15 protein-coding genes are annotated in these 18,286 nt (G+C 65.9%); 12 read left to right on the top strand and 3 right to left on the bottom strand.

Annotated elements, in window-relative coordinates:
- Positions 1-10: 10 nt before the first annotated feature.
- The 11 genes from G568_RS0109515 (at position 11) to G568_RS0109565 (ending at position 12,569) form a co-directional block, all read left to right on the top strand.
- Positions 11-3,436 (top strand): indolepyruvate ferredoxin oxidoreductase family protein, encoded by a 3,426-nt coding sequence (locus G568_RS0109515; protein WP_026757807.1) that lies wholly within the window; start codon positions 11-13, stop codon positions 3,434-3,436.
- 345 nt (positions 3,437-3,781) lie between these two features.
- Positions 3,782-4,690 carry a lysophospholipid acyltransferase family protein gene (locus tag G568_RS0109520; protein WP_051202901.1) on the top strand — a complete coding sequence of 303 codons (909 nt, stop codon included), beginning with the start codon at positions 3,782-3,784 and terminating at the stop codon, positions 4,688-4,690.
- Between the two features lie 22 nt (positions 4,691-4,712).
- A complete protein-coding gene (locus G568_RS0109525; protein ID WP_026757809.1) occupies positions 4,713-5,528 on the top strand; it encodes a glutamate racemase in 816 nt (271 codons plus the stop codon).
- A gap of 89 nt (positions 5,529-5,617) precedes the next feature.
- Positions 5,618-6,646 (top strand): N-acetyl-gamma-glutamyl-phosphate reductase, encoded by a 1,029-nt coding sequence (argC, locus tag G568_RS0109530; protein WP_026757810.1) that lies wholly within the window; start codon positions 5,618-5,620, stop codon positions 6,644-6,646.
- A 15-nt stretch (positions 6,647-6,661) separates the two neighbouring features.
- Positions 6,662-7,108 carry a cytochrome c maturation protein CcmE gene (gene ccmE, locus G568_RS0109535; RefSeq protein WP_026757811.1) on the top strand — a complete coding sequence of 149 codons (447 nt, stop codon included), beginning with the start codon at positions 6,662-6,664 and terminating at the stop codon, positions 7,106-7,108.
- Between the two features lie 86 nt (positions 7,109-7,194).
- Entirely contained in the window at positions 7,195-7,806 is a 612-nt protein-coding gene (locus G568_RS0109540; protein ID WP_026757812.1) for a holin-associated N-acetylmuramidase, read from the top strand.
- The gene (locus tag G568_RS0109545; RefSeq protein WP_026757813.1) at positions 7,797-8,369 is read left to right on the top strand and encodes a holin family protein; all 573 of its coding nucleotides are present in this window, start codon (positions 7,797-7,799) and stop codon (positions 8,367-8,369) included. The genes G568_RS0109540 and G568_RS0109545 overlap by 10 nt, the downstream gene beginning before the upstream one ends.
- Before the next feature lie 75 nt (positions 8,370-8,444).
- Positions 8,445-10,418, top strand: a complete 1,974-nt coding sequence (locus tag G568_RS0109550; protein ID WP_026757814.1) for a heme lyase CcmF/NrfE family subunit — start codon at positions 8,445-8,447, stop codon at positions 10,416-10,418.
- Complete coding sequence (locus G568_RS0109555) at positions 10,415-10,879, top strand: cytochrome c-type biogenesis protein (RefSeq protein WP_026757815.1); 465 nt, start codon at positions 10,415-10,417, stop codon at positions 10,877-10,879. Before G568_RS0109550 ends, G568_RS0109555 begins: the two co-directional genes overlap by 4 nt.
- A gap of 71 nt (positions 10,880-10,950) precedes the next feature.
- Positions 10,951-11,727 carry an enoyl-CoA hydratase-related protein gene (locus G568_RS0109560; RefSeq protein ID WP_026757816.1) on the top strand — a complete coding sequence of 259 codons (777 nt, stop codon included), beginning with the start codon at positions 10,951-10,953 and terminating at the stop codon, positions 11,725-11,727.
- Positions 11,728-11,858: 131 nt separating this feature from the next.
- On the top strand, positions 11,859-12,569 hold the full coding sequence (locus G568_RS0109565) for a hypothetical protein (protein ID WP_169576951.1): 711 nt from the start codon (positions 11,859-11,861) through the stop codon (positions 12,567-12,569).
- 45 nt (positions 12,570-12,614) lie between these two features.
- Here G568_RS0109565 and gltA read toward each other — a convergent pair whose 3' ends face one another.
- Positions 12,615-13,910, bottom strand: a complete 1,296-nt coding sequence (gltA, locus tag G568_RS0109570; protein WP_026757818.1) for a citrate synthase — start codon at positions 13,908-13,910, stop codon at positions 12,615-12,617.
- 144 nt (positions 13,911-14,054) lie between these two features.
- Positions 14,055-15,455: a glutamate--tRNA ligase gene (gene gltX, locus G568_RS0109575; RefSeq protein WP_026757819.1), complete on the bottom strand. Its 1,401-nt coding sequence runs from the start codon at positions 15,453-15,455 to the stop codon at positions 14,055-14,057.
- Positions 15,456-15,535: 80 nt separating this feature from the next.
- Between gltX and G568_RS0109580 the strand changes: the two genes are divergently transcribed.
- The gene (locus G568_RS0109580) at positions 15,536-17,560 is read left to right on the top strand and encodes a ComEC/Rec2 family competence protein (protein WP_026757820.1); all 2,025 of its coding nucleotides are present in this window, start codon (positions 15,536-15,538) and stop codon (positions 17,558-17,560) included.
- On the opposite strand, the gene lexA is transcribed toward G568_RS0109580, so the two are convergent.
- Entirely contained in the window at positions 17,554-18,258 is a 705-nt protein-coding gene (gene lexA, locus G568_RS0109585) for a transcriptional repressor LexA (RefSeq protein ID WP_026757821.1), read from the bottom strand. The genes G568_RS0109580 and lexA overlap by 7 nt on opposite strands.
- Between the last annotated feature and the right edge of the window lie 28 nt (positions 18,259-18,286).

The following is an 18,286-nucleotide window of genomic DNA, read 5'->3' on the forward strand; positions in this document are numbered from 1 at the left end:
GAGGCGCGCGATGACGACACAGAAAATTTCGCTAAATGATCGGTTCGACCTGGAGAAATCGCCTGTTCTGCTGAACGGGACACAGGCGCTGGTGCGGTTGATGCTGATGCAAAAGGCGCGCGACCGCGCGGCGGGGCTGAACACGGCGGGGTATGTCACCGGCTATCGCGGATCGCCCCTTGGTGCGGTGGACATGCAGATGAACCGCGCCGCGAAGTTCCTGACCGAGGCCGATGTCACCTTCGAGGAGGCCCTGAACGAGGACCTGGCCGCCACCGCCCTGTGGGGCGCGCAGCAAGCCGAGTTGCGCGGAGAGGGCAAGTTCGATGGCGTTTACGGCCTGTGGTACGGCAAGGGCCCCGGCGTGGACCGCTCGGGCGACGTGATGCGGCACGCCAACATGGCCGGCACCAGCCCCAATGGCGGGGTTCTGATGGCCATGGGCGACGACCACACCGGCGAATCCTCGACCGTGTTGCACCAGAGCGAATGGGCGATGGTCGATGCCTACATGCCCGTGGTCAGCCCCGCAGGGGTGCAGGAGATCCTGGATTACGGGATATACGGCTATGCGCTGAGCCGGTTTTCGGGGCTTTGGGTGGGCCTGAAGACGATGAAGGACACGATCGAGGCAACGGCGGTCGTCGATGGGCGGCCCGACCGGATGCAACTGGTCAATCCGCCGTTCGACATGCCCGAGGGTGGGCTGAACATCCGTCTGATCGATACGCCGCACGCGCAAGAGGCGCGGATGATTGACTACAAGCGCTTTGCCGCCGAGGCATTCTCGCGCGCCAATGGCATGGACAAGCGGATGATTGGCAAGCCGGGCGCGAAGATCGGGTTTGTCGCCGCCGGCAAGAACTGGCTGGACCTTGTGCATGCGCTGGACCTGCTGAACATCGACGACGCCGAGGCCGAGCGTTTGGGCCTGACCGCCTACAAGGTGGGGCAGACCTTCCCGCTGGACATGAAGGGGTTCCACGACTGGGCCGAGGGGCTAGACCTGATCGTGGTGGTCGAGGAAAAGCGCAAGCTGATCGAGATCCAGATCAAGGAGGCGATTTTCGACGACCGCCGCGGGCGGCGCGTCTACGGATGGCACAAGGGCGGCGGCGCCGGGTCCATGCATGGCGAGGAGCTGTTCCCGACGCGCGGCGCGCTCGATCCGATCTGGATCGCGGAAAAGCTGGGCGAGATCCTGATCGAGGAGGGGCGCGATACCGACGGGATCAAGGCCGGGCTGAATGCGCTGAACGAGGCGCGCGCGGGCGACAACGCCGAGGATATCGCCGCGCGTCTGCCGTATTACTGCGCCGGGTGCCCGCACAACACATCGACCAAGGTGCCCGACGGCAGCCGCGCCTACGCGGGCATCGGCTGTCACTACATGGTGCAGTGGATGGATCGCAACACCACCGGGTTTACCCATATGGGCGGTGAGGGAGCCAACTGGATCGGGGAGGCACCGTTTTCCAAGCGGGGCCACGTGTTCCAGAACCTGGGCGATGGCACTTATAACCACTCGGGTCTGCAAGCGATCCGCGCCGCGCAGGCGGCGGGCACGACGATGACCTACAAGATCCTTTACAACGACGCGGTGGCGATGACCGGCGGGCAGGCAAACGAGGGCGGTCTGGACGCCTACCGCATCGCCGACGAGGTGCGCGCCATGGGCGTGCGCAACGTCGCGGTGGTCTACGACGAGAAGGAAGACGTGGACCTGAGCCGGTTCCCCAAGGGCGTCGAGACGTTCGAGCGCGAGGAAATGCCAAGGGTACAAGAGAAATACGCCGAGCTGAGCGGTGTGTCGGTGATCCTCTACGTGCAGACCTGCGCGGCCGAGAAGCGCCGCCGCCGCAAGCGTGGCCTGTTTCCGGACCCCGACAAGCGCGTGTTCATCAATACCGACGTGTGCGAGGGCTGCGGCGATTGCGGGGTGCAATCCAACTGCGTTGCGATCGTGCCCGAGGAAACCGAGCTGGGCCGTAAGCGGGCGATCGATCAATCCGCCTGCAACAAGGATTTCTCTTGTCTCAACGGGTTCTGCCCGTCCTTCGTGACGCTGGAAGGGGCGACGCCCAAGAAGGCCGCGACCACGGCGCTGGAGCTGCCCGAGGACATGCCGCAGCCCGAATTGCCGGCCATCGACGGCACCTTCAACGTGGTGATCACCGGCGTCGGCGGCACCGGGGTTGTGACCATCGGCGCGGTTCTGGCGCAAGCGGCGCAGATCGACGGCAAGGGCGCCGGCATGATGGAGATGGCAGGCCTCGCCCAAAAGGGCGGCGCGGTGCACATCCATTGCCGCATCGCCGAGCGCCCCGAGGACATCAACGCGGTACGCGTGGCCACCGGCGAGGCGGATGCGTTGATCGGCGGCGATCTGGTGGTGTCGGCGGGGGCCAAGACGCTGGGCCTGACGCGAGGGGGACGCACCGGCGCAGTGGTCAACAGCCACGAGATCATCACCGGCGATTTCACCCGCGATCCCGGGTTCAAGCTGCCGACCGAGCGGCTGCAACTGGCGCTGGAGGCGCGGATGAAGGAGCGCGCGCTGCTGTTCGATGCGTCGGATCTGGCGAAGGTGACGCTGGGCGATTCGATCTTTTCCAACATGATGATCTTTGGCGCGGCGTGGCAGCGCGGGTTGATCCCGCTGAGCTATGACGCGCTGGCGGCGGCGATCGAATTGAACGGTGCGGCGGTGGAGCGCAACCTGCGCGCGTTCGAGATTGGCCGTTGGGCGGCGCTTAACCCCGATCAGGCGGCGCGGATGACGACCCCGAACGTGAGCGAAAAGCCCAAAAACCTTGAGGAAAAGATCGCGTACCGCGCCGATCACCTTGTCGCCTACCAGGGCAAGCGGCTAGCCAAGAAATACCGCAAGCTGGTCGATAGCGTCGAGGATACCCGCCTGCGCGAGGCGCTGGCCAAGGGCTATCACAAGCTGCTGTCCTACAAGGACGAATACGAGGTGGCGCGCCTGCATCTTGAGACGCGCGCCAAGGCGGCCGAGCAATTCGACGGCGATTTCAAGATGACCTTCCACCTGGCGCCGCCGATCCTGTCCAAGACGGGGGCCAACGGGCGCCCGATGAAGAAGCAGTACGGGCCGATCATGCTGCGGGCGTTCGGGATCCTGGCGCGGTTGAAGGTGCTGCGGGGCACGCCGCTGGACATTTTCGGGCGCTCAACCGAGCGCAAGATGGAGCGCGCGCTGATCAAGCAATACGAGGCCGACATGGCCGAGGTCCTGCCCAAGGCCGCGCCCGAGACGATGGACGCGGTGGTCGCGCTGGCCGAGTTGCCGCTGCAGATCCGTGGCTTCGGCCCGATCAAGGAAGAGAACGAGGCCAAGGCAGCCAAGCGGCGCGAAGAGCTGCTGGCCACCATCCGCAACGGTGGCCCCGACATGGCGCAGGCGGCGGAATAGCGGGGGTGGTTTGTTGCGGGTGTTGGAAAGCCGGCTGAGTAGCTGCGCATCGACCGGCCGCGGTGCGGCGATCCTACGTTGGTGCGGGTCACTTTATGTTTGCCAAACCCGCATGACCTTTGGGCGTTGCGCCGGTGGCAGCCATATCGCCGGGCCGGAGGGCGGCGCGGCGGCGCTACACGCCTCGATTCCGGGCGGGGCACTTTGTCCGAGGGGCCGCTCCAGGCCGGTTGCGACAAGACACCTCCCGCAATCTGGCTGGTCCCGGAGCGGAGCATGTCATATTGCGGTCATCGGCGCGTGTCATGATCGCGTCATCGGGACAATACACACTCAAGGCTCGCAATGACACTCGACCCCCGCGCACCCGGCCCTGTGCCCGCGCCGCGCGAGATCGCGCGCGATATCAGCTATGCCCATTCGGCGCAGACGCGCGGAGGGCGGGTGATGATCCGCGCGATGGAGAACGTCACCGGGCGGATTGGCCTCATTCGGCGCGCGCGCGGCTATGAGCGCGAGATCGCCGAGGGGCGCGATTTCTGGCAGGTGATGGTGGAGCGCTATGGCCTGTCGCTGGACATCGCGTGCGGCGCGCTGGAGGCGATCCCGCGACAGGGGCCGCTGATCGTGATCGCCAACCATCCCTATGGCATTCTGGACGGCCTGATGCTGGGCCATATCCTGTCATGCGCGCGGGGCGATTTTCGCATTCTTGCGCACCACGTGTTTCGCAAGGCGCCCGATCTTGCGAGGGTAATCCTGCCGGTTTCCTTTGACGCCACGCGCGACGCGGCGCTGCGCAACGTCGAGACGCGGCGCGCAGCGCTGGAGTATCTGCGCGGCGGCGGCGCGATCGGAATCTTCCCGGGCGGCACCGTGTCCACCGCCGCGCGCCCGATGGCGCGGCCGATGGACCCGGGCTGGCGCGCGTTCACGGCGCGGATGGTGGCCAAATCGGGCGCGACTGTCGTGCCGATCTGTTTCGACGGGCACACCAGCCGCCTGTTCCAGATCGCCAGCCATATGCACCAGACCCTGCGCATGGGACTGCTGATCAAGGAATTCGCCAAACGGGTGGACACGCCGGTGCGTGTCTCCATCGGCGCCCCGATCGAGGCCGCGCAGATCCGCGCCCATGCCAGCGACACCAAAGCAATGATGGATTTCCTGCGCAAAGCCACGTATGAGCTATCGCCGACACCGCTCGAATCCTACGAGTATGGATTCGAGTTCGAGGACAGGCACAGGGCGTAGCGCCCAACAGGCGGGCAGGACCATGGCGGTTGGCATATTCGATTCCGGGCTGGGCGGGTTGACCGTACTGAACGCCGTGCAGGCGCGCATGCCCGACCTGCCGCTGGTTTATTACGGCGACAACGCGCATGCGCCCTACGGGGTGCGCGATGCGCAGGACGTGTACGAGCTGACCAATGCGGCGGTGCATACACTGTGGGATCAGGGATGCGATTTGGTGGTGCTGGCGTGCAACACCGCCAGCGCCGCCGCTCTGCGCCGCATGCAGGAGGCGGGCGTGCCCCCGGGCAAGCGGGTTCTGGGCGTGTTCGTGCCCCTGATCGAGGCCCTGACCGAGCGGCAATGGGGCGACAACAGCCCGCCGCGCGAGGTGGCAGTGAAGCATGTCGCGCTGTTTGCCACGCCGGCCACTGTGGCCAGCCGCGCGTTTCAACGCGAACTGGCGTTCCGCGCGATCGGCGTCGATGTCGAGGCGCAGGCCTGCGGCGGGGTGGTGGACGCGATCGAGGAGGGCGACATGATCTTGGCCGAGGCGTTGGTGCGCAGCCACGTGGACGCGCTGCGGCGCAAGATGCCGCAGCCGCAGGCGGCGGTGCTGGGCTGCACGCATTACCCGCTGGTGCAGGACGTGTTCCAGGACGCGCTCGGCCCCGATGTGCAGGTGTACAGCCAACCCGACCTGGTGGCCGAAAGCCTGGCCGATTACCTGGGGCGGCACCCCGGCATGACCGGGGCGGGCGACGACAGCCGGTTTCTGACCACGGGAGACACGCGCCGCGTGTCGGACCGCGCGACGCAGTTCCTGCGACGACGCATCGCGTTTGACACAGCGGCTTGATCGGGGCCCGGGCGGCGGCCTGCCCCTTGGGATATGACACATGGAATACCGCCCGGCGCCATTGGCAGGGGTGGAAAGGATGACAAGAGATGACGCATAAAATCGCCATTCTGGGCGCTTCGGGCTATACCGGGGCCGAGTTGATCCGGCTGATTGCCACCCATGGGGGCATGGAGATCGCCGCGTTGGGGGCCAACTCGAAAGCGGGGCAATCGATGGCCTCGGTGTTTCCGCATCTGCGCCACCTGGACCTGCCGATGCTGAGCAAGATCGACGAGATCGATTTCAGCGGCATCGACCTGTGCTTTTGCGCGCTGCCGCACAAGACCAGCCAGGAGGTGATCAGCGCGCTGCCATCGCATCTGCGTATCGTGGATCTGAGCGCCGATTTCCGGCTGCGCGATCCGGCCGAGTACGAGAAGTGGTACGGCAACCCGCACGCGGCAGTGGAGCTGCAAAAAGAGGCGGTTTACGGGCTGACCGAGTTTTACCGCGACCAAATCGCCACCGCGCGGCTGGTGGCCGGAACCGGGTGCAACGCGGCAACCGGGCAATACGCGCTGCGGCCGCTGATCGCGGCGGATGCGATCGATCTGGATCATATCGTGCTGGATCTGAAATGCGCGGTGTCCGGCGCCGGCCGGAGCCTGCGCGAGAACCTGCTGCATGCGGAGCTGAGCGAGGGCTATCACGCCTATGCCGTGGGCAGCGTGCACCGGCATATGGGCGAGTTCGACCAGGAATTCTCGGCGCTGGCGGGGCGGCCGGTGGCGGTGCAGTTCACGCCGCACCTGATCCCGGCCAATCGCGGCATCCTTGCGACGACCTATGTGCACGGCGACGCGGCGCAAATCCATCAGGTGCTGGCCGATGCCTATGCCGATGAGCCGTTCCTGCAGGTGCTGCCATATGGCGAGCAGCCCAGCACGCGGCACGTGCGGGGCAGCAATTTTTGCCATATCGGGGTGACGGCGGACCGCACGGCGGGGCGCGCGATTGTCATCGCGGCGCTGGACAACCTGACAAAAGGTAGCAGCGGGCAGGCCTTGCAGAACGCCAACCTGATGTTAAATCTTGATGAGACGACGGGGCTGATGCTGGCGCCGTGTTTCCCCTGAGGACAGGAGCAACCGATGCGGGGCCTGAAAAAGAAGCGGCGAATACAGGTCATAATGCTGGCCGTGGTGGCGTTGATCGTGTCCACCGCGTTGATCGGCTACGCGATGCGCGATGGCATCAACTTTTTCCGCGCGCCTAGTCAGGTGGTTGCCGAGCCGCCCGCGCCGTCGGAGGTGTTTCGCATCGGCGGGCTGGTCGAAGAGGGCAGCCTGAAGCGAGGCGAGAGCGAGGTGATCTCGTTTACCGTAACGGATGGCGGCGCCTCGGTTCCGGTGGTGTTCAAGGGCGTTCTGCCCGATCTTTTCGCCGAGAACCAGGGCATGATCGGCACTGGCCGCTACATTAACGGCACCTTTGAAGCCTCTGAAATACTTGCCAAACATGACGAGTCCTACATGCCCAAAGAGGTCGTGGACGCACTCAAGGAGCAAGGCGTTTACGAGGGGCCGCCAGAAGGCTGAGTGCGCGCCGCCGTGCGCGCCGGTAGCGCCGCGTTAACCCACGCGCCGCAGCCTTTCCTCGCGATGATTGCGGGAAAGGATGTGGCGTGCGGGATATCCATGACATTGCAAGCGAGATCGTGGGCCGCGAGGGCGGGTTCGTGAACGACCCGGATGATCCGGGCGGCGCCACGAACCACGGTGTGACGATCCACACCCTGCGGCGGCTGGGGCTGGACGTGACCGGCGATAGCGCCGTGGACGTGGCCGATGTGCGGGCGTTGAGCCGTGCGCAGGCGGTTAAAATCTTCATCACGCATTATTTCCACAGGCCGGGGATCGGGCGGCTGCCCGGCGCGCTGCAGGATACGGTGTTCGACATGTATGTGAACGCGGGCGCCAACGCGGTGCGCATCCTGCAGCGGCTCTTGCGCGAAATGGGGCACACGGTGGCGGTGGACGGGGTGATTGGCCCGCAAACGGCCGAGGCCTCGCGCGCCGCCTACGAGGCGGCACCGGGGCATGTGCGCGACGCCTACGGGATTGCGCGGCGCAGCTATTACCTGCGGCTGGCTGATCGGCGCCCGGCCTCGCGCAAATATGCCCGCACGCGAGCGGGGGGCAAGGGCGGCTGGATCAGGCGGGCGGAGGCGTTCATCGCGCCGCGCTATCACCTGAGTGCCGCGGAATTTTACGAAAGGGTCAAGGCATGGGATTGATCGAGGCGATTGTACGTATCCTGTTCGGATCGGGGCGCAACGTGCTGCGCGAGACGGCGCATGTATTTCGCCCGGGCGCCGACGCCATGGCGGCGCGGGACGCGGCCCGCGCACAGGCCGCGCTGGCGCAGTTCGAGGCCGAGTTCACCGCCCCCCGGCGCGGCCGGTTCGACCGGGTGATGGATGCCCTGAACCGGGTGCCGCGCCCGGCGATGGCGCTTGGCACGCTGGCGCTTTTCGCGGCGGCGATGTTCGACCCGACGTGGTTTGCCGCGCGCATGGCGGGGCTGGCCATGGTGCCCGAGCCGCTTTGGTGGCTGATGGGGGCGATCGTTTCGTTCTATTTCGGCGCCCGCTACCAGGCCAAGGGGCACGATTTTCGCCGCTCCTTGCGCATGGGGCAGGCGGCGATGCGCGAGTTTGCAGGGGCCGAAGAGGCCGCACGCGGACCGGGCAGCCCCGCCGCGGCCGATAGCGGCCCCGATGCCGCGCTGACGCTGCAGGCGCTGCGCCCCGATACCAACCCCGCGCTAAGCGATTGGCGCCGCCGGGCGGGGCGGTGACGGGCGCGACAATCTGATACAAAGCGCGCACGAATTCGCATTGGCCTGTTTGGCGTTAAGCGATATATATGCCGCATGATTACAGAACTCGGTCACTTCGCCCTTATCCTTGCCGCCTTGGTTGCCTGCGTGCAGGTCATCGTTCCGCTGATCGGCGCGCACAAACGCTGGCCCGGCTGGATGGCGGTGGCGGACCCGGCGGCGAACGCGCAATTCCTGCTGGTCGCGTTCTCGTTCGCGGCGCTGACCTATGCGTTCGTCACCTCGGATTTCTCGGTCAAGCTGGTGGTCAACAACAGCCACACCGCCAAACCGTTGCTCTACAAGATCACCGGGGTTTGGGGGAATCACGAGGGCTCGATGCTGTTGTGGGTGCTGATCCTGACGTTGTTCGGCGTCTCGGCGGCGTGGTTCGGCGGGAACCTTCCGCCGACGCTGAAGGCACGGGTCTTGTCGGTGCAAAGCGCGATCGGCGTGGCGTTCTATGGCTTTATCCTGCTGACCTCGAACCCGTTCGAGCGGATGGCCGTGCCGCCGATGAACGGGCGCGATCTGAACCCGCTGTTGCAGGATCCCGGCCTCGCGTTTCATCCGCCGTTTCTGTACCTCGGCTATGTCGGCCTGAGCATGGCGTTTTCATTTGCCGTGGCGGCGTTGATCGAGGGGCGCGTCGATGCCGCGTGGGCCAGGTGGGTGCGGCCCTGGACGCTCGCGGCGTGGATGTTCCTGACCGTCGGGATCGCTCTTGGCAGTTGGTGGGCGTATTACGAGCTGGGCTGGGGCGGGTTCTGGTTCTGGGATCCGGTCGAGAACGCCAGCTTCATGCCCTGGCTGATCGCGGCGGCGCTGCTGCACTCGGCGGTGGTGGTTGAGAAACGCGAATCGCTAAAGAGTTGGACCATCTTGTTGGCGATCCTGGCGTTCGGGTTCTCGTTGATTGGCACGTTCATCGTGCGTTCGGGCGTGATCACGTCGGTGCACGCCTTTGCCAATGACCCCGAGCGGGGCGTTTTCATCCTGCTGATCCTTGCGGTGTTCATGGGCGGCGCATTGGTCCTTTATGCGGCGCGGGCGGGCGCGATGGAGGCGCGCGGCGTCTTTTCCCCGGTCAGCCGCGAGAGTGCCTTGGTGCTGAACAATATCCTGCTGGCGGTCAGCGCCTTCGTGGTGTTCGTCGGCACGATCTGGCCCCTCGTGGGCGAGTTGATCCTTGGTCGTAAGCTGTCTGTGGGGGCGCCGTTTTTCAACATGGCGTTCACGCCGTTCATGGTGGTATTGGGGCTGGTCCTGCCGGTGGGCGCGATGCTGCCGTGGAAGCGCGGCAAGGTGGGGCGCGTCTTGCGCACGCTGCGGGTGCCGCTGGCGCTGGCGGTGGCGCTGATGGCTCTGGCCTTTGCGATGCAGACCGGGCGCAGCGCGCTTGGCCCCGTGGGGGTGTTCATGGGCGCGTGGCTGGTCATGGGGGCGGCGGTTGATATCTGGTCCAAGACGGGCCGGGGCGGCAACCGCATCGCGCGCCTTGCGCGTCTGCCGCGTGCCGATTGGGGCAAGGCCGTTGCGCATAGCGGCCTCGGCGTCACGATGTTCGCCATTGCTGGGCTGATGGCGTGGGAGCAGGAGGATATCCGCGTCGCGCAAGTGGGCGAGCCGTTCGAGGTTGCGGGCTATACCCTGACGTTGAGGGATGTGCGGCAGGTGCAGGGGCCGAACTTCCGCTCGACCATGGCGGAGGTTCTGTTGTCGCAGGATGGCAAGGAAATCAGTGTGCTGCACCCCGAAAAGCGCGTCTACCCGGTGCAGCAGATGCCCACGACCGAGGCGGCGATAGATAACGGGCTGCTGCGCGATGTCTATGTCGTGATCGGCGATTCGCAAAAGAACGGCGGATGGGCCGTGCGGACCTACTTCAAACCGCTGGCCAATTGGATCTGGGGCGGCGCGATCCTGATGGCGATTGGTGGGCTTCTTAGCCTGTCTGACCGCCGCTACCGCGTGGCGGCGGGCGCGCGCAAGGCCGCCGTGCAGGCGCGCGGGGTGCCTGCGGAATGAAACGGCTGGCCCTGATCCTGTCGCTGGCGTTGGCGATGTTCGCAATGCCGGCGCTTGCGGTGCAACCCGATGAGATCCTGGACGATCCCAAGCTGGAGCAGCGCGCGCGCGATATATCAGAAGGCCTGCGCTGTCTTGTGTGCCGCAACGAGAATATCGATGCATCCAACGCCGAACTGGCGCGCGATCTGCGCCTGCTGGTGCGCGAGCGGCTGCTTGAGGGCGACAGCAACGAGGAGGTCGTCGATTTCATCGTCGCGCGCTACGGCGAATTTGTTCTGCTCAAGCCGACGATGACCGGCGGCAATTGGCTGCTATGGGCGGCGGGGCCCTTGATGCTGTTGTTCGCGCTTGGCGCGGGGGCTGTGTACCTGCGCGGCCGCGCACGCGCGCAGGAGCCCGCGCAACAGGACCTGAGCGAGGGCGAGCAGGCGCGTCTGCGCGAAATTCTTGACGAGTGACGCGGGGTTTGCCCTTTTCCTTACCGTGCGGTCGGTTATGCTGCGGCTGAGACCGGAATGGGAGGCCCGAAATGGACTATGAGACGATATCGCTGGAGATCGCCGACGATGTGGCGGTTCTGACGCTGGATCGTGCGGACAAGATGAACGCGCTCAACGCGCAGATGCGCGCCGAGATCGCCCATGCGGCCACCGAGGCAGGTAAGAACGCGCGTGTCCTGGTGCTGACCGGGGCGGGGCGTGCGTTTTGCTCGGGGCAGGACCTGAGCGACCGGGCCAATGCCGATAACCTGGATCTGGAGCGGACGCTGCGCGACGAATACGCGCCCATGCTGCGCGCGATCTTCGACTGCCCGGTGCCGACCATTTCAGCGGTGAACGGCGCCGCCGCGGGGGCAGGGGCGAACATCGCGCTGGCAGCCGACGTGGTGATCGCCAGCGAAAGCGCCTATTTCCTGCAGGCATTCACACGGATCGGCCTGATCCCGGACGCGGGCGGCACCTATTGGCTGACGCGCAACATGGGCAGCGCCAAGGCCATGGGCGCGGCCCTTTTCGCCGACAAGATCAGCGCCCGGCAGGCCGACGATTGGGGTATGATCTGGGAAGCGGTGCCCGACGCCGAGTTCGACGCGGTCTGGCGGGCGCGGGCGGCGCATCTGGCCAAGGGGCCGACGCTGGCCTATGCGCATGTCAAGCAGGCGATCCGCGGCAGTTGGGACAACAGCCTTGACGATCAACTGGCCCTGGAGGGCCGCGCACAGGGCGCCTGCGGCCAAAGCCGCGATTTCAAGGAGGGCGTTCTGGCGTTCCTCGAAAAGCGCCCGCCGAAATACGAGGGGCGCTGAGGGGCAAAGCACCCGTTCGGCAACAAGCAAATTTTCGCTCATCTGGTGACGCGATCGCGGGGCCGTGGTCAGAATCGGGTCGCGGCCATAAGAATGGGGTATTCTCGCAATTTTGTTATCGGAGAATTCCCATGATTGGTCGCATGTTTTCCATCCTCTCCCTTGGTGCTGCACTACCTGGCGCTGCAATGGTCGCGGGTCTTGCAACTGTCGCCGCACTTGCGCCGCAAAGCGCCAGCGCCGAGCGCATCGAGTGCCCGCAATCCAAGATCCGCCGCGAAGTGACAACCGCGTTGCCGTCCGGTTGGTGGAACACGCCCATCGTTAATTCCCTGACCGATGTGCGTGTCATCACGATTGGCGGCAAGAAGGCGCTGCAGTGCCTTTACGGGCCGGCGGGCAGCATTCAGCGCTATGCGCCCGAGGGGGCAACCTGCAGCACGAGTGGCGGCGCGTTCGAGTGCGAAACCGCATCGGCCGGGCCGCAGACCTTTACGACGTCGGCGCTTGATATTCCGCAGACCTATACGGCCGACCTGGATCGCGGATCGGTCGGGGCGGGCAATGCCGCCGACATCTGGTTCCAGGCCGAAACCGCGGATCTTCTGTATGTCGCCCCGCGCAACGGCGCGCGGCTTGGCGTTGGCGATCGGTCGAACCGGGGCTACGCGGGCTGTTCCTCGGCACGGTTCACCCGGGACCGGGTGTCGCTGCGCGATATTCCTGTCGGGTCATATATTTGCGTGCGCACCAACGAGGGCCGGATCAGCCAGTTTCGCGTCAACGGCGTGACCGGCGGCTCGCCCAAGACCCTGAAGATCGGCTATACGACCTGGCGCTAGGGGGGACAGATCCGGCGGGGCGCATGACCCCGCCGGATGGCCGCATCAGCGGTTTTCGACATCCACGTAGTCGCGCTGCAACTCGCCGAGGTAGAGCTGCCGGGGGCGACCTATCTTCATCTGCGGATCGGCGATCTGTTCTTTCCACTGGCTGACCCAACCGACGGTGCGCGCCAGTGCGAAGATCGGTGTGAACATCGAAGTGGGGAAGCCCATGGCCTCGAGAATGATGCCCGAATAGAAATCGACGTTCGGGAACAGCTTTTTCTCGATGAAGTAGTCGTCATTGAGGGCTATGCGCTCCAGCTCCTTGGCGACCTTGAGCAGCTCGTTATCCTCGACGCCCATCAGGTCCAGCACCTCGTCGGCGGATTGCTTGAGCACCTTGGCGCGCGGATCTGTGTTCTTGTAGACGCGGTGGCCGAACCCCATCAGGCGGAACGGGTCGTTCTTGTCTTTTGCGCGCTCGATAAACTCGGGGATGCGATCGACGCTGCCGATTTCCTTGAGCATTTCAAGGCAGGCCTGGTTGGCGCCGCCATGCGCCGGCCCCCACAGGCAGGCGATGCCGGCCGCGATGCAGGCAAACGGGTTCGCACCCGAGCTGGACGCGAGGCGCACCGTCGAAGTCGACGCGTTCTGCTCGTGATCGGCATGCAGGGTAAAGATGCGGTCCATCGCGCGGGCCAGGATCGGATCGACCTCGTAGGTCTGCGCCGGCACCGAAAAGCACATGTGCAGGAAGTTGGCCGCGTAATCCAGATCGTTGCGCGGATACACGAAGGGCTGCCCGATGGAATACTTGTAGGCCATCGCGGCGATCGTCGGCATCTTGGCGATCAGGCGGATCGAGGCAACCTCGCGCTGCCAGGGGTCGCTGACATCGGTGCTGTCGTGGTAGAAGGCCGACATCGCACCGACCACGCCGACCATCGTCGCCATCGGGTGCGCATCGCGCCGGAACCCGCGGAAAAAGTTGTGCATCTGCTCGTGGATCATCGTGTGATGGGTCACGCGATGCTCAAAATCCTCGATCTGCGTGGCGGTCGGCAGCTCACCATAAAGCAGCAGGTAGCACACCTCGAGGAAATGGGATTTCTCGGCCAACTGGTCGATCGGGTATCCGCGATGCAGCAAGATACCTGCGTCGCCGTCGATATAGGTAATGGTGCTGTCGCAGCTTGCCGTCGAGGTAAAGCCGGGATCATAGGTGAACACCCCGGCTTGGGCATAAAGCTTGCGGATATCGATGACTTCGGGGCCCGCAGAGGGGGTGAACATCGGCAGGTCCACCTGCGTTCCGTCAATACTCAGGGTGGCGGATTTTGTTGATTCTGGCATGCGAATTCCCTCTCACTGGCCACATGCGCGGATCGCATGGGGTACGCGTTGTCGTGCACAAGCGGCACGGGTGGTGGTGTCGCGTCCGGGCGCATCGTTTCCGGTGCGCCAAAACGCTGGCATTCCTTGCGCGCTTCGCCCCGATCAGGCGGCCGCGTCGTTCAGGCGGGCGATGGTCTCGTCCCGTCCGAGAACCAGCATCATGTCAAAGACACTCGGGGTCGCACTCCGCCCGGCCAATGCCGCCCGCAACGGGGCGGCCAGTTGTCCGAATTTCATTCCCTTGTCGTTGGCGAACGCGTTTGCGACAGCTTCGAGGTCTTCGCGCGTCCAGTTAGCATTTCGCATCTGCGGCGTCAATTCCCCCAGTATACCACGGGATACAGAATCGAGGGATTTCTGCGCCTTCTCGTCTGGTTCAATGGGTCGGGTTGAGGTGACAAATGTAGCCTTTTCAAGTAGTTCCGGGAAGGTCTTCGCGCGCTCTTTGAGGCATGGTATGGCCTGCTTCATCAACGCTGCCTTGGCGTCATCCAGCGGGGGTTGCCCGGTGCTGCGCAGGAAATCCTGCAATTCATGCAGCAGCGCAGCATCGTCCATCGCGGCCATGTGCTGCCCGCAGAGGTTGCCCAGTTTCTTGAAGTCAAAGCGTGCCGGAGATTTGCCAATTCCGTCAAGAGAGAACCATTCGATCGCCTGCGCGTCGGTGAAAAACTCGTCATCGCCGTGGCTCCAACCCAGGCGCGCGAGATAGTTGCGCATCCCCGCCGCCGGGTAGCCCATTTGCTGATACTCCTCGACGCCAAGCGCGCCGTGGCGTTTGCTGAGCTTCTTGCCGTCGGGGCCGTGGATGAGCGGGATATGCGCCCAGACCGGCACGTCCCAGCCCATGGCCTGATAGATCATCATCTGCCGTGCGGCGTTGTTGAGGTGATCATCGCCGCGGATCACGTGGGTCACGCCCATGTCGTGATCATCGACGACGACCGCCAGCATGTAGACCGGCGATCCGTCGCCGCGCAGCAGCACCATGTCATCGAGTTGATCGTTTCGGATGCGCACATCGCCCTGCACCTGGTCCCGGATCACGGTTTCGCCCTCGCGCGGGGCCTTGATGCGGATGGCAAACGGCGCGTCGGGGTAGGTGGCCGGGTCGGCGTCGCGCCAGGGGCTGCGGAAAAGGGTTGATCGCCCCTCGGCGCGGGCCTTTTCGCGGAAGGCGGCGATGTCCTCGGCGGTGGAAAAGCACTTGTAGGCCTTGCCCTCGTCCAAAAGCTGCTCGGCAATTTCGGCGTGGCGCTCGGCGCCGGCGGCCTGGCTGACGACATCGCCGTCATGATCGAGGCCAAGCCAGTTCAGCCCCGTCAAGATCGCCTGCGTCGCCTCGGGGGTCGAGCGGGCGCGGTCTGTATCCTCGATCCGCAACAGGAACTTGCCGCCCCGTCCGCGCGCGAAAAGCCAGTTGAAAAGCGCCGTGCGGGCCCCGCCGATATGCAGAAATCCGGTGGGAGAGGGGGCAAAACGGGTGACGACCTGATCGGGCATGGGGCGGATTAACCTTTCGGTAAGGGTGTAGCGCGTAGCGTGGACGTCTGTCTAGCGAGGCGCCGGAGCGGGGGCAAGAGGTGCGGATATCAGCTGCGATCGGATCCGCGTTCCTGCGCCAGCGCGGGCACCTGTTTCCGTGGGCGCCGGTGTGCCTGGCGGTCGGGATCGGGGGCTATTTCGCCGCCCCCTCAGAGCCGGGCGCGGTTTTTTATGCTGCCGCGGCCGTGGGGGCGATGGCGCTGGCGGTTCTGGCGTGGCGCAGCGGGCCGGAGGCGGCGCCGATCCTCATCGCGCTGGCGCTGATCCTGGCGGGGCTGTGCCTTGCGGGCGCGCGGGCGCATATGGTGGCCGCGCCGGTCCTGGAATGGCGCTATTACGGGCCGATCGCGGGGCGGATCGTGGCGGTTGACCGGTCTTCCTCGGACGCGGTGCGCCTGACGCTGGACGGCGTTGTGCTGGAGGATACACCGCCGGGGCGCACGCCGCGCCGCGTGCGCGTTTCGCTGCATGGGCAGCAGGGGTATTTCGTGCCCGAGCCGGGGCAGCGCGTGGCGATGACGGGCCATCTTGCGCCGCCCTCCGGCGCGGTCGAGCCGGGGGGCTTTGATTTTCGGCGCCATGCGTGGTTCGCCCGGCTGGGCGCGATCGGGTATACCCGCGCGCCTGCGGTTCTGATGCGGCCGGCGCCGCGCGGGGCGATGGTGCTGGCGCGGGCGCGGATGGCGCTTTCGGCGCGGGTACAGGCCGCCCTGCCGGGCGAGACCGGCGCCTTTGCCGCCGTGATAATGACCGGCGACAGGTCCGGGATCGGGCAGGAGACATTGGAAGCGCTGCGCATCTCGAACCTGGCGCATCTGCTCGCGATTTCGGGGCTGCACATGGGCCTGCTGGCGGGCGTGGTCCTGAGCGCGTTGCGCCTGTTATTCGCGGCGGTGCCGGTGGTCGGCCTGAGGGTGCCGGCGCGCAAACTGTCGGCGGGCGGGGCGCTGTTGGCAGCGGCGGGGTACCTGGCCCTGTCGGGCGGCAACGTGGCGACCGAGCGCGCCTTTGTCATGGTGGCGGTGATGCTATGCGCGGTGATCGTGGACCGCCGCGCCATCAGCCTGCGCGCGGTGGCAGTGGCGGCGATCGTGGTGTTGCTGTTGCGGCCCGAGGCGCTTCTTGGGCCGGGGTTCCAGATGTCCTTTGCCGCGACGACGGCCCTGGTGGCGGTGTTCGGCTGGCTGCGGGGCCGCGCGCCGGGGCGCGGCCCCGGGTGGGCGCGCCCGGTGTTGGCGGTAGTTCTGTCCTCGGCGGTCGCGGGGCTGGCGACGGCGCCGGTGGCGGCCGCGCATTTTAATCAGTTCGCGCGCTATGGGCTGCTGGCCAACCTGCTGTCGGTGCCGATGATGGGCGCGCTGGTGATGCCGGCGGCGGTGCTTGCGGCAGCGCTGATGCCGCTGGGGCTGGAGGCGCCGGCGCTTTGGGTCATGGGCGGCGGTCTGGATTGGATCCTGGAGCTGGCGCACCGGATTGCGGCGCTGCCGCATGCGCGCGGCGCGGTCGTCTCGCCCGGCGCGGGCGTGTTGCCGTTACTGGCGGTTGGTGCGCTGTGGGGAATATTGTGGCAGGGGCGCGTGCGGCTTGTGGGGCTCGCGCCGATGGTGGCGGCGCTGGCCTTGTGGACGCAGGCGGAGCGGCCGATGATCCTGATCTCGGGCGATGGCGGGCTGGTCGGGGTGATGACACCGCAGGGTCGCGCCCTGAGCCGGGAGCGGGGCAGCGGCTTTGTCGCGCGCAACTGGCTTGAGAACGATGGCGACACCGCCGATCAGGCCGCCGCCGCCGCGCGCTGGAGCGATCGGGTCGCTGTGCCGGGCGGCGGGCGGCTGATCCATGCGCGCGGCAAGCGCGGCGCGCGGGATCTGAGCTGCGACGCCGGGGATTGGGCCGTGCTAAACGTGCCCGCGTCCAATCGGGATCTGCCGTGCCGGGTGATCGACGCCAAATCCCTTCGCCAAAGCGGTGCGCTGGCGCTTGGGGCGGGCGACACGTGGGGGGAAATCCGCCGCGCGAATGACGTGGCGGGTCTGCGCCTTTGGTCGCGGCAGGGTGATCAGTAGGTGCGGATCAGCCCGACGAGACGGCCCTGTATCTTGACCTGGTCCTCGGGCAGAAGGCGCGTCTCGTAGGCAGGGTTCGCGGCCTCCAGCGCGATGGCGCCGCCACGGCGGAAGAACCGCTTAAGCGTCGCCTCGTGATCGTCTAAGAGGGCCACGACGATATCGCCGTTGTCGGCGGTGGCGGTTTCGCGGATCACCACGACATCGCCATCATTGATGCCGGCATCGATCATCGAATCGCCGCGCACCTCAAGCGCGTAATGATCGCCCTGCGCGCCCAGCATGGCGTCGGGGACGGCGATGCTACGCTCGGCGTTACTAATTGCCTCAATCGGGACACCGGCGGCGATACGGCCCATCACCGGCAGGTCGCGCGCCATCGCCGCGGTCTCAAGCGGCATGGCATCGCCGGGGTGCGGCGCGCTTGGTGCGTCGCCCTCGATCACCTCGGGGGTGAAGCCGCTTGCGGCCTGTCCCGACAAGATCTCGGGGAGCTTGACGATCTCCAGCGCCCGCGCGCGATGCGCAAGGCGGCGGATGAATCCGCGTTCCTCAAGCGCCGTGATCAGCCGGTGAATGCCGGATTTGGAGCGCAGGTTGAGCGCCTCTTTCATTTCGTCAAAGCTTGGCGGAACGCCGTCGCGTTGCACGCGCTGATGGATGAAATTCAACAGGTCGATCTGTTTACGTGTCAGCATGGCATCGCATCCTCGGGGACATCAGTAT

Source organism: Sediminimonas qiaohouensis DSM 21189 (assembly GCF_000423645.1).
GTDB classification, from domain to species: Bacteria; Pseudomonadota; Alphaproteobacteria; order Rhodobacterales; family Rhodobacteraceae; genus Sediminimonas; species Sediminimonas qiaohouensis.

Coding starts and splice junctions, on each gene's coding strand:
- G568_RS0109515 (WP_026757807.1), top strand. CDS start 11: ATGACGACACAGAAAATTTCGCTAAATGATCGGTTCGACCTGGAGAAA.
- G568_RS0109520 (WP_051202901.1), top strand. CDS start 3,782: ATGACACTCGACCCCCGCGCACCCGGCCCTGTGCCCGCGCCGCGCGAG.
- G568_RS0109525 (WP_026757809.1), top strand. CDS start 4,713: ATGGCGGTTGGCATATTCGATTCCGGGCTGGGCGGGTTGACCGTACTG.
- argC (WP_026757810.1), top strand. CDS start 5,618: ATGACGCATAAAATCGCCATTCTGGGCGCTTCGGGCTATACCGGGGCC.
- ccmE (WP_026757811.1), top strand. CDS start 6,662: ATGCGGGGCCTGAAAAAGAAGCGGCGAATACAGGTCATAATGCTGGCC.
- G568_RS0109545 (WP_026757813.1), top strand. CDS start 7,797: ATGGGATTGATCGAGGCGATTGTACGTATCCTGTTCGGATCGGGGCGC.
- G568_RS0109550 (WP_026757814.1), top strand. CDS start 8,445: ATGATTACAGAACTCGGTCACTTCGCCCTTATCCTTGCCGCCTTGGTT.
- G568_RS0109555 (WP_026757815.1), top strand. CDS start 10,415: ATGAAACGGCTGGCCCTGATCCTGTCGCTGGCGTTGGCGATGTTCGCA.
- G568_RS0109560 (WP_026757816.1), top strand. CDS start 10,951: ATGGACTATGAGACGATATCGCTGGAGATCGCCGACGATGTGGCGGTT.
- G568_RS0109565 (WP_169576951.1), top strand. CDS start 11,859: ATGATTGGTCGCATGTTTTCCATCCTCTCCCTTGGTGCTGCACTACCT.
- gltA (WP_026757818.1), bottom strand. CDS start 13,910: ATGCCAGAATCAACAAAATCCGCCACCCTGAGTATTGACGGAACGCAG.
- gltX (WP_026757819.1), bottom strand. CDS start 15,455: ATGCCCGATCAGGTCGTCACCCGTTTTGCCCCCTCTCCCACCGGATTT.
- lexA (WP_026757821.1), bottom strand. CDS start 18,258: ATGCTGACACGTAAACAGATCGACCTGTTGAATTTCATCCATCAGCGC.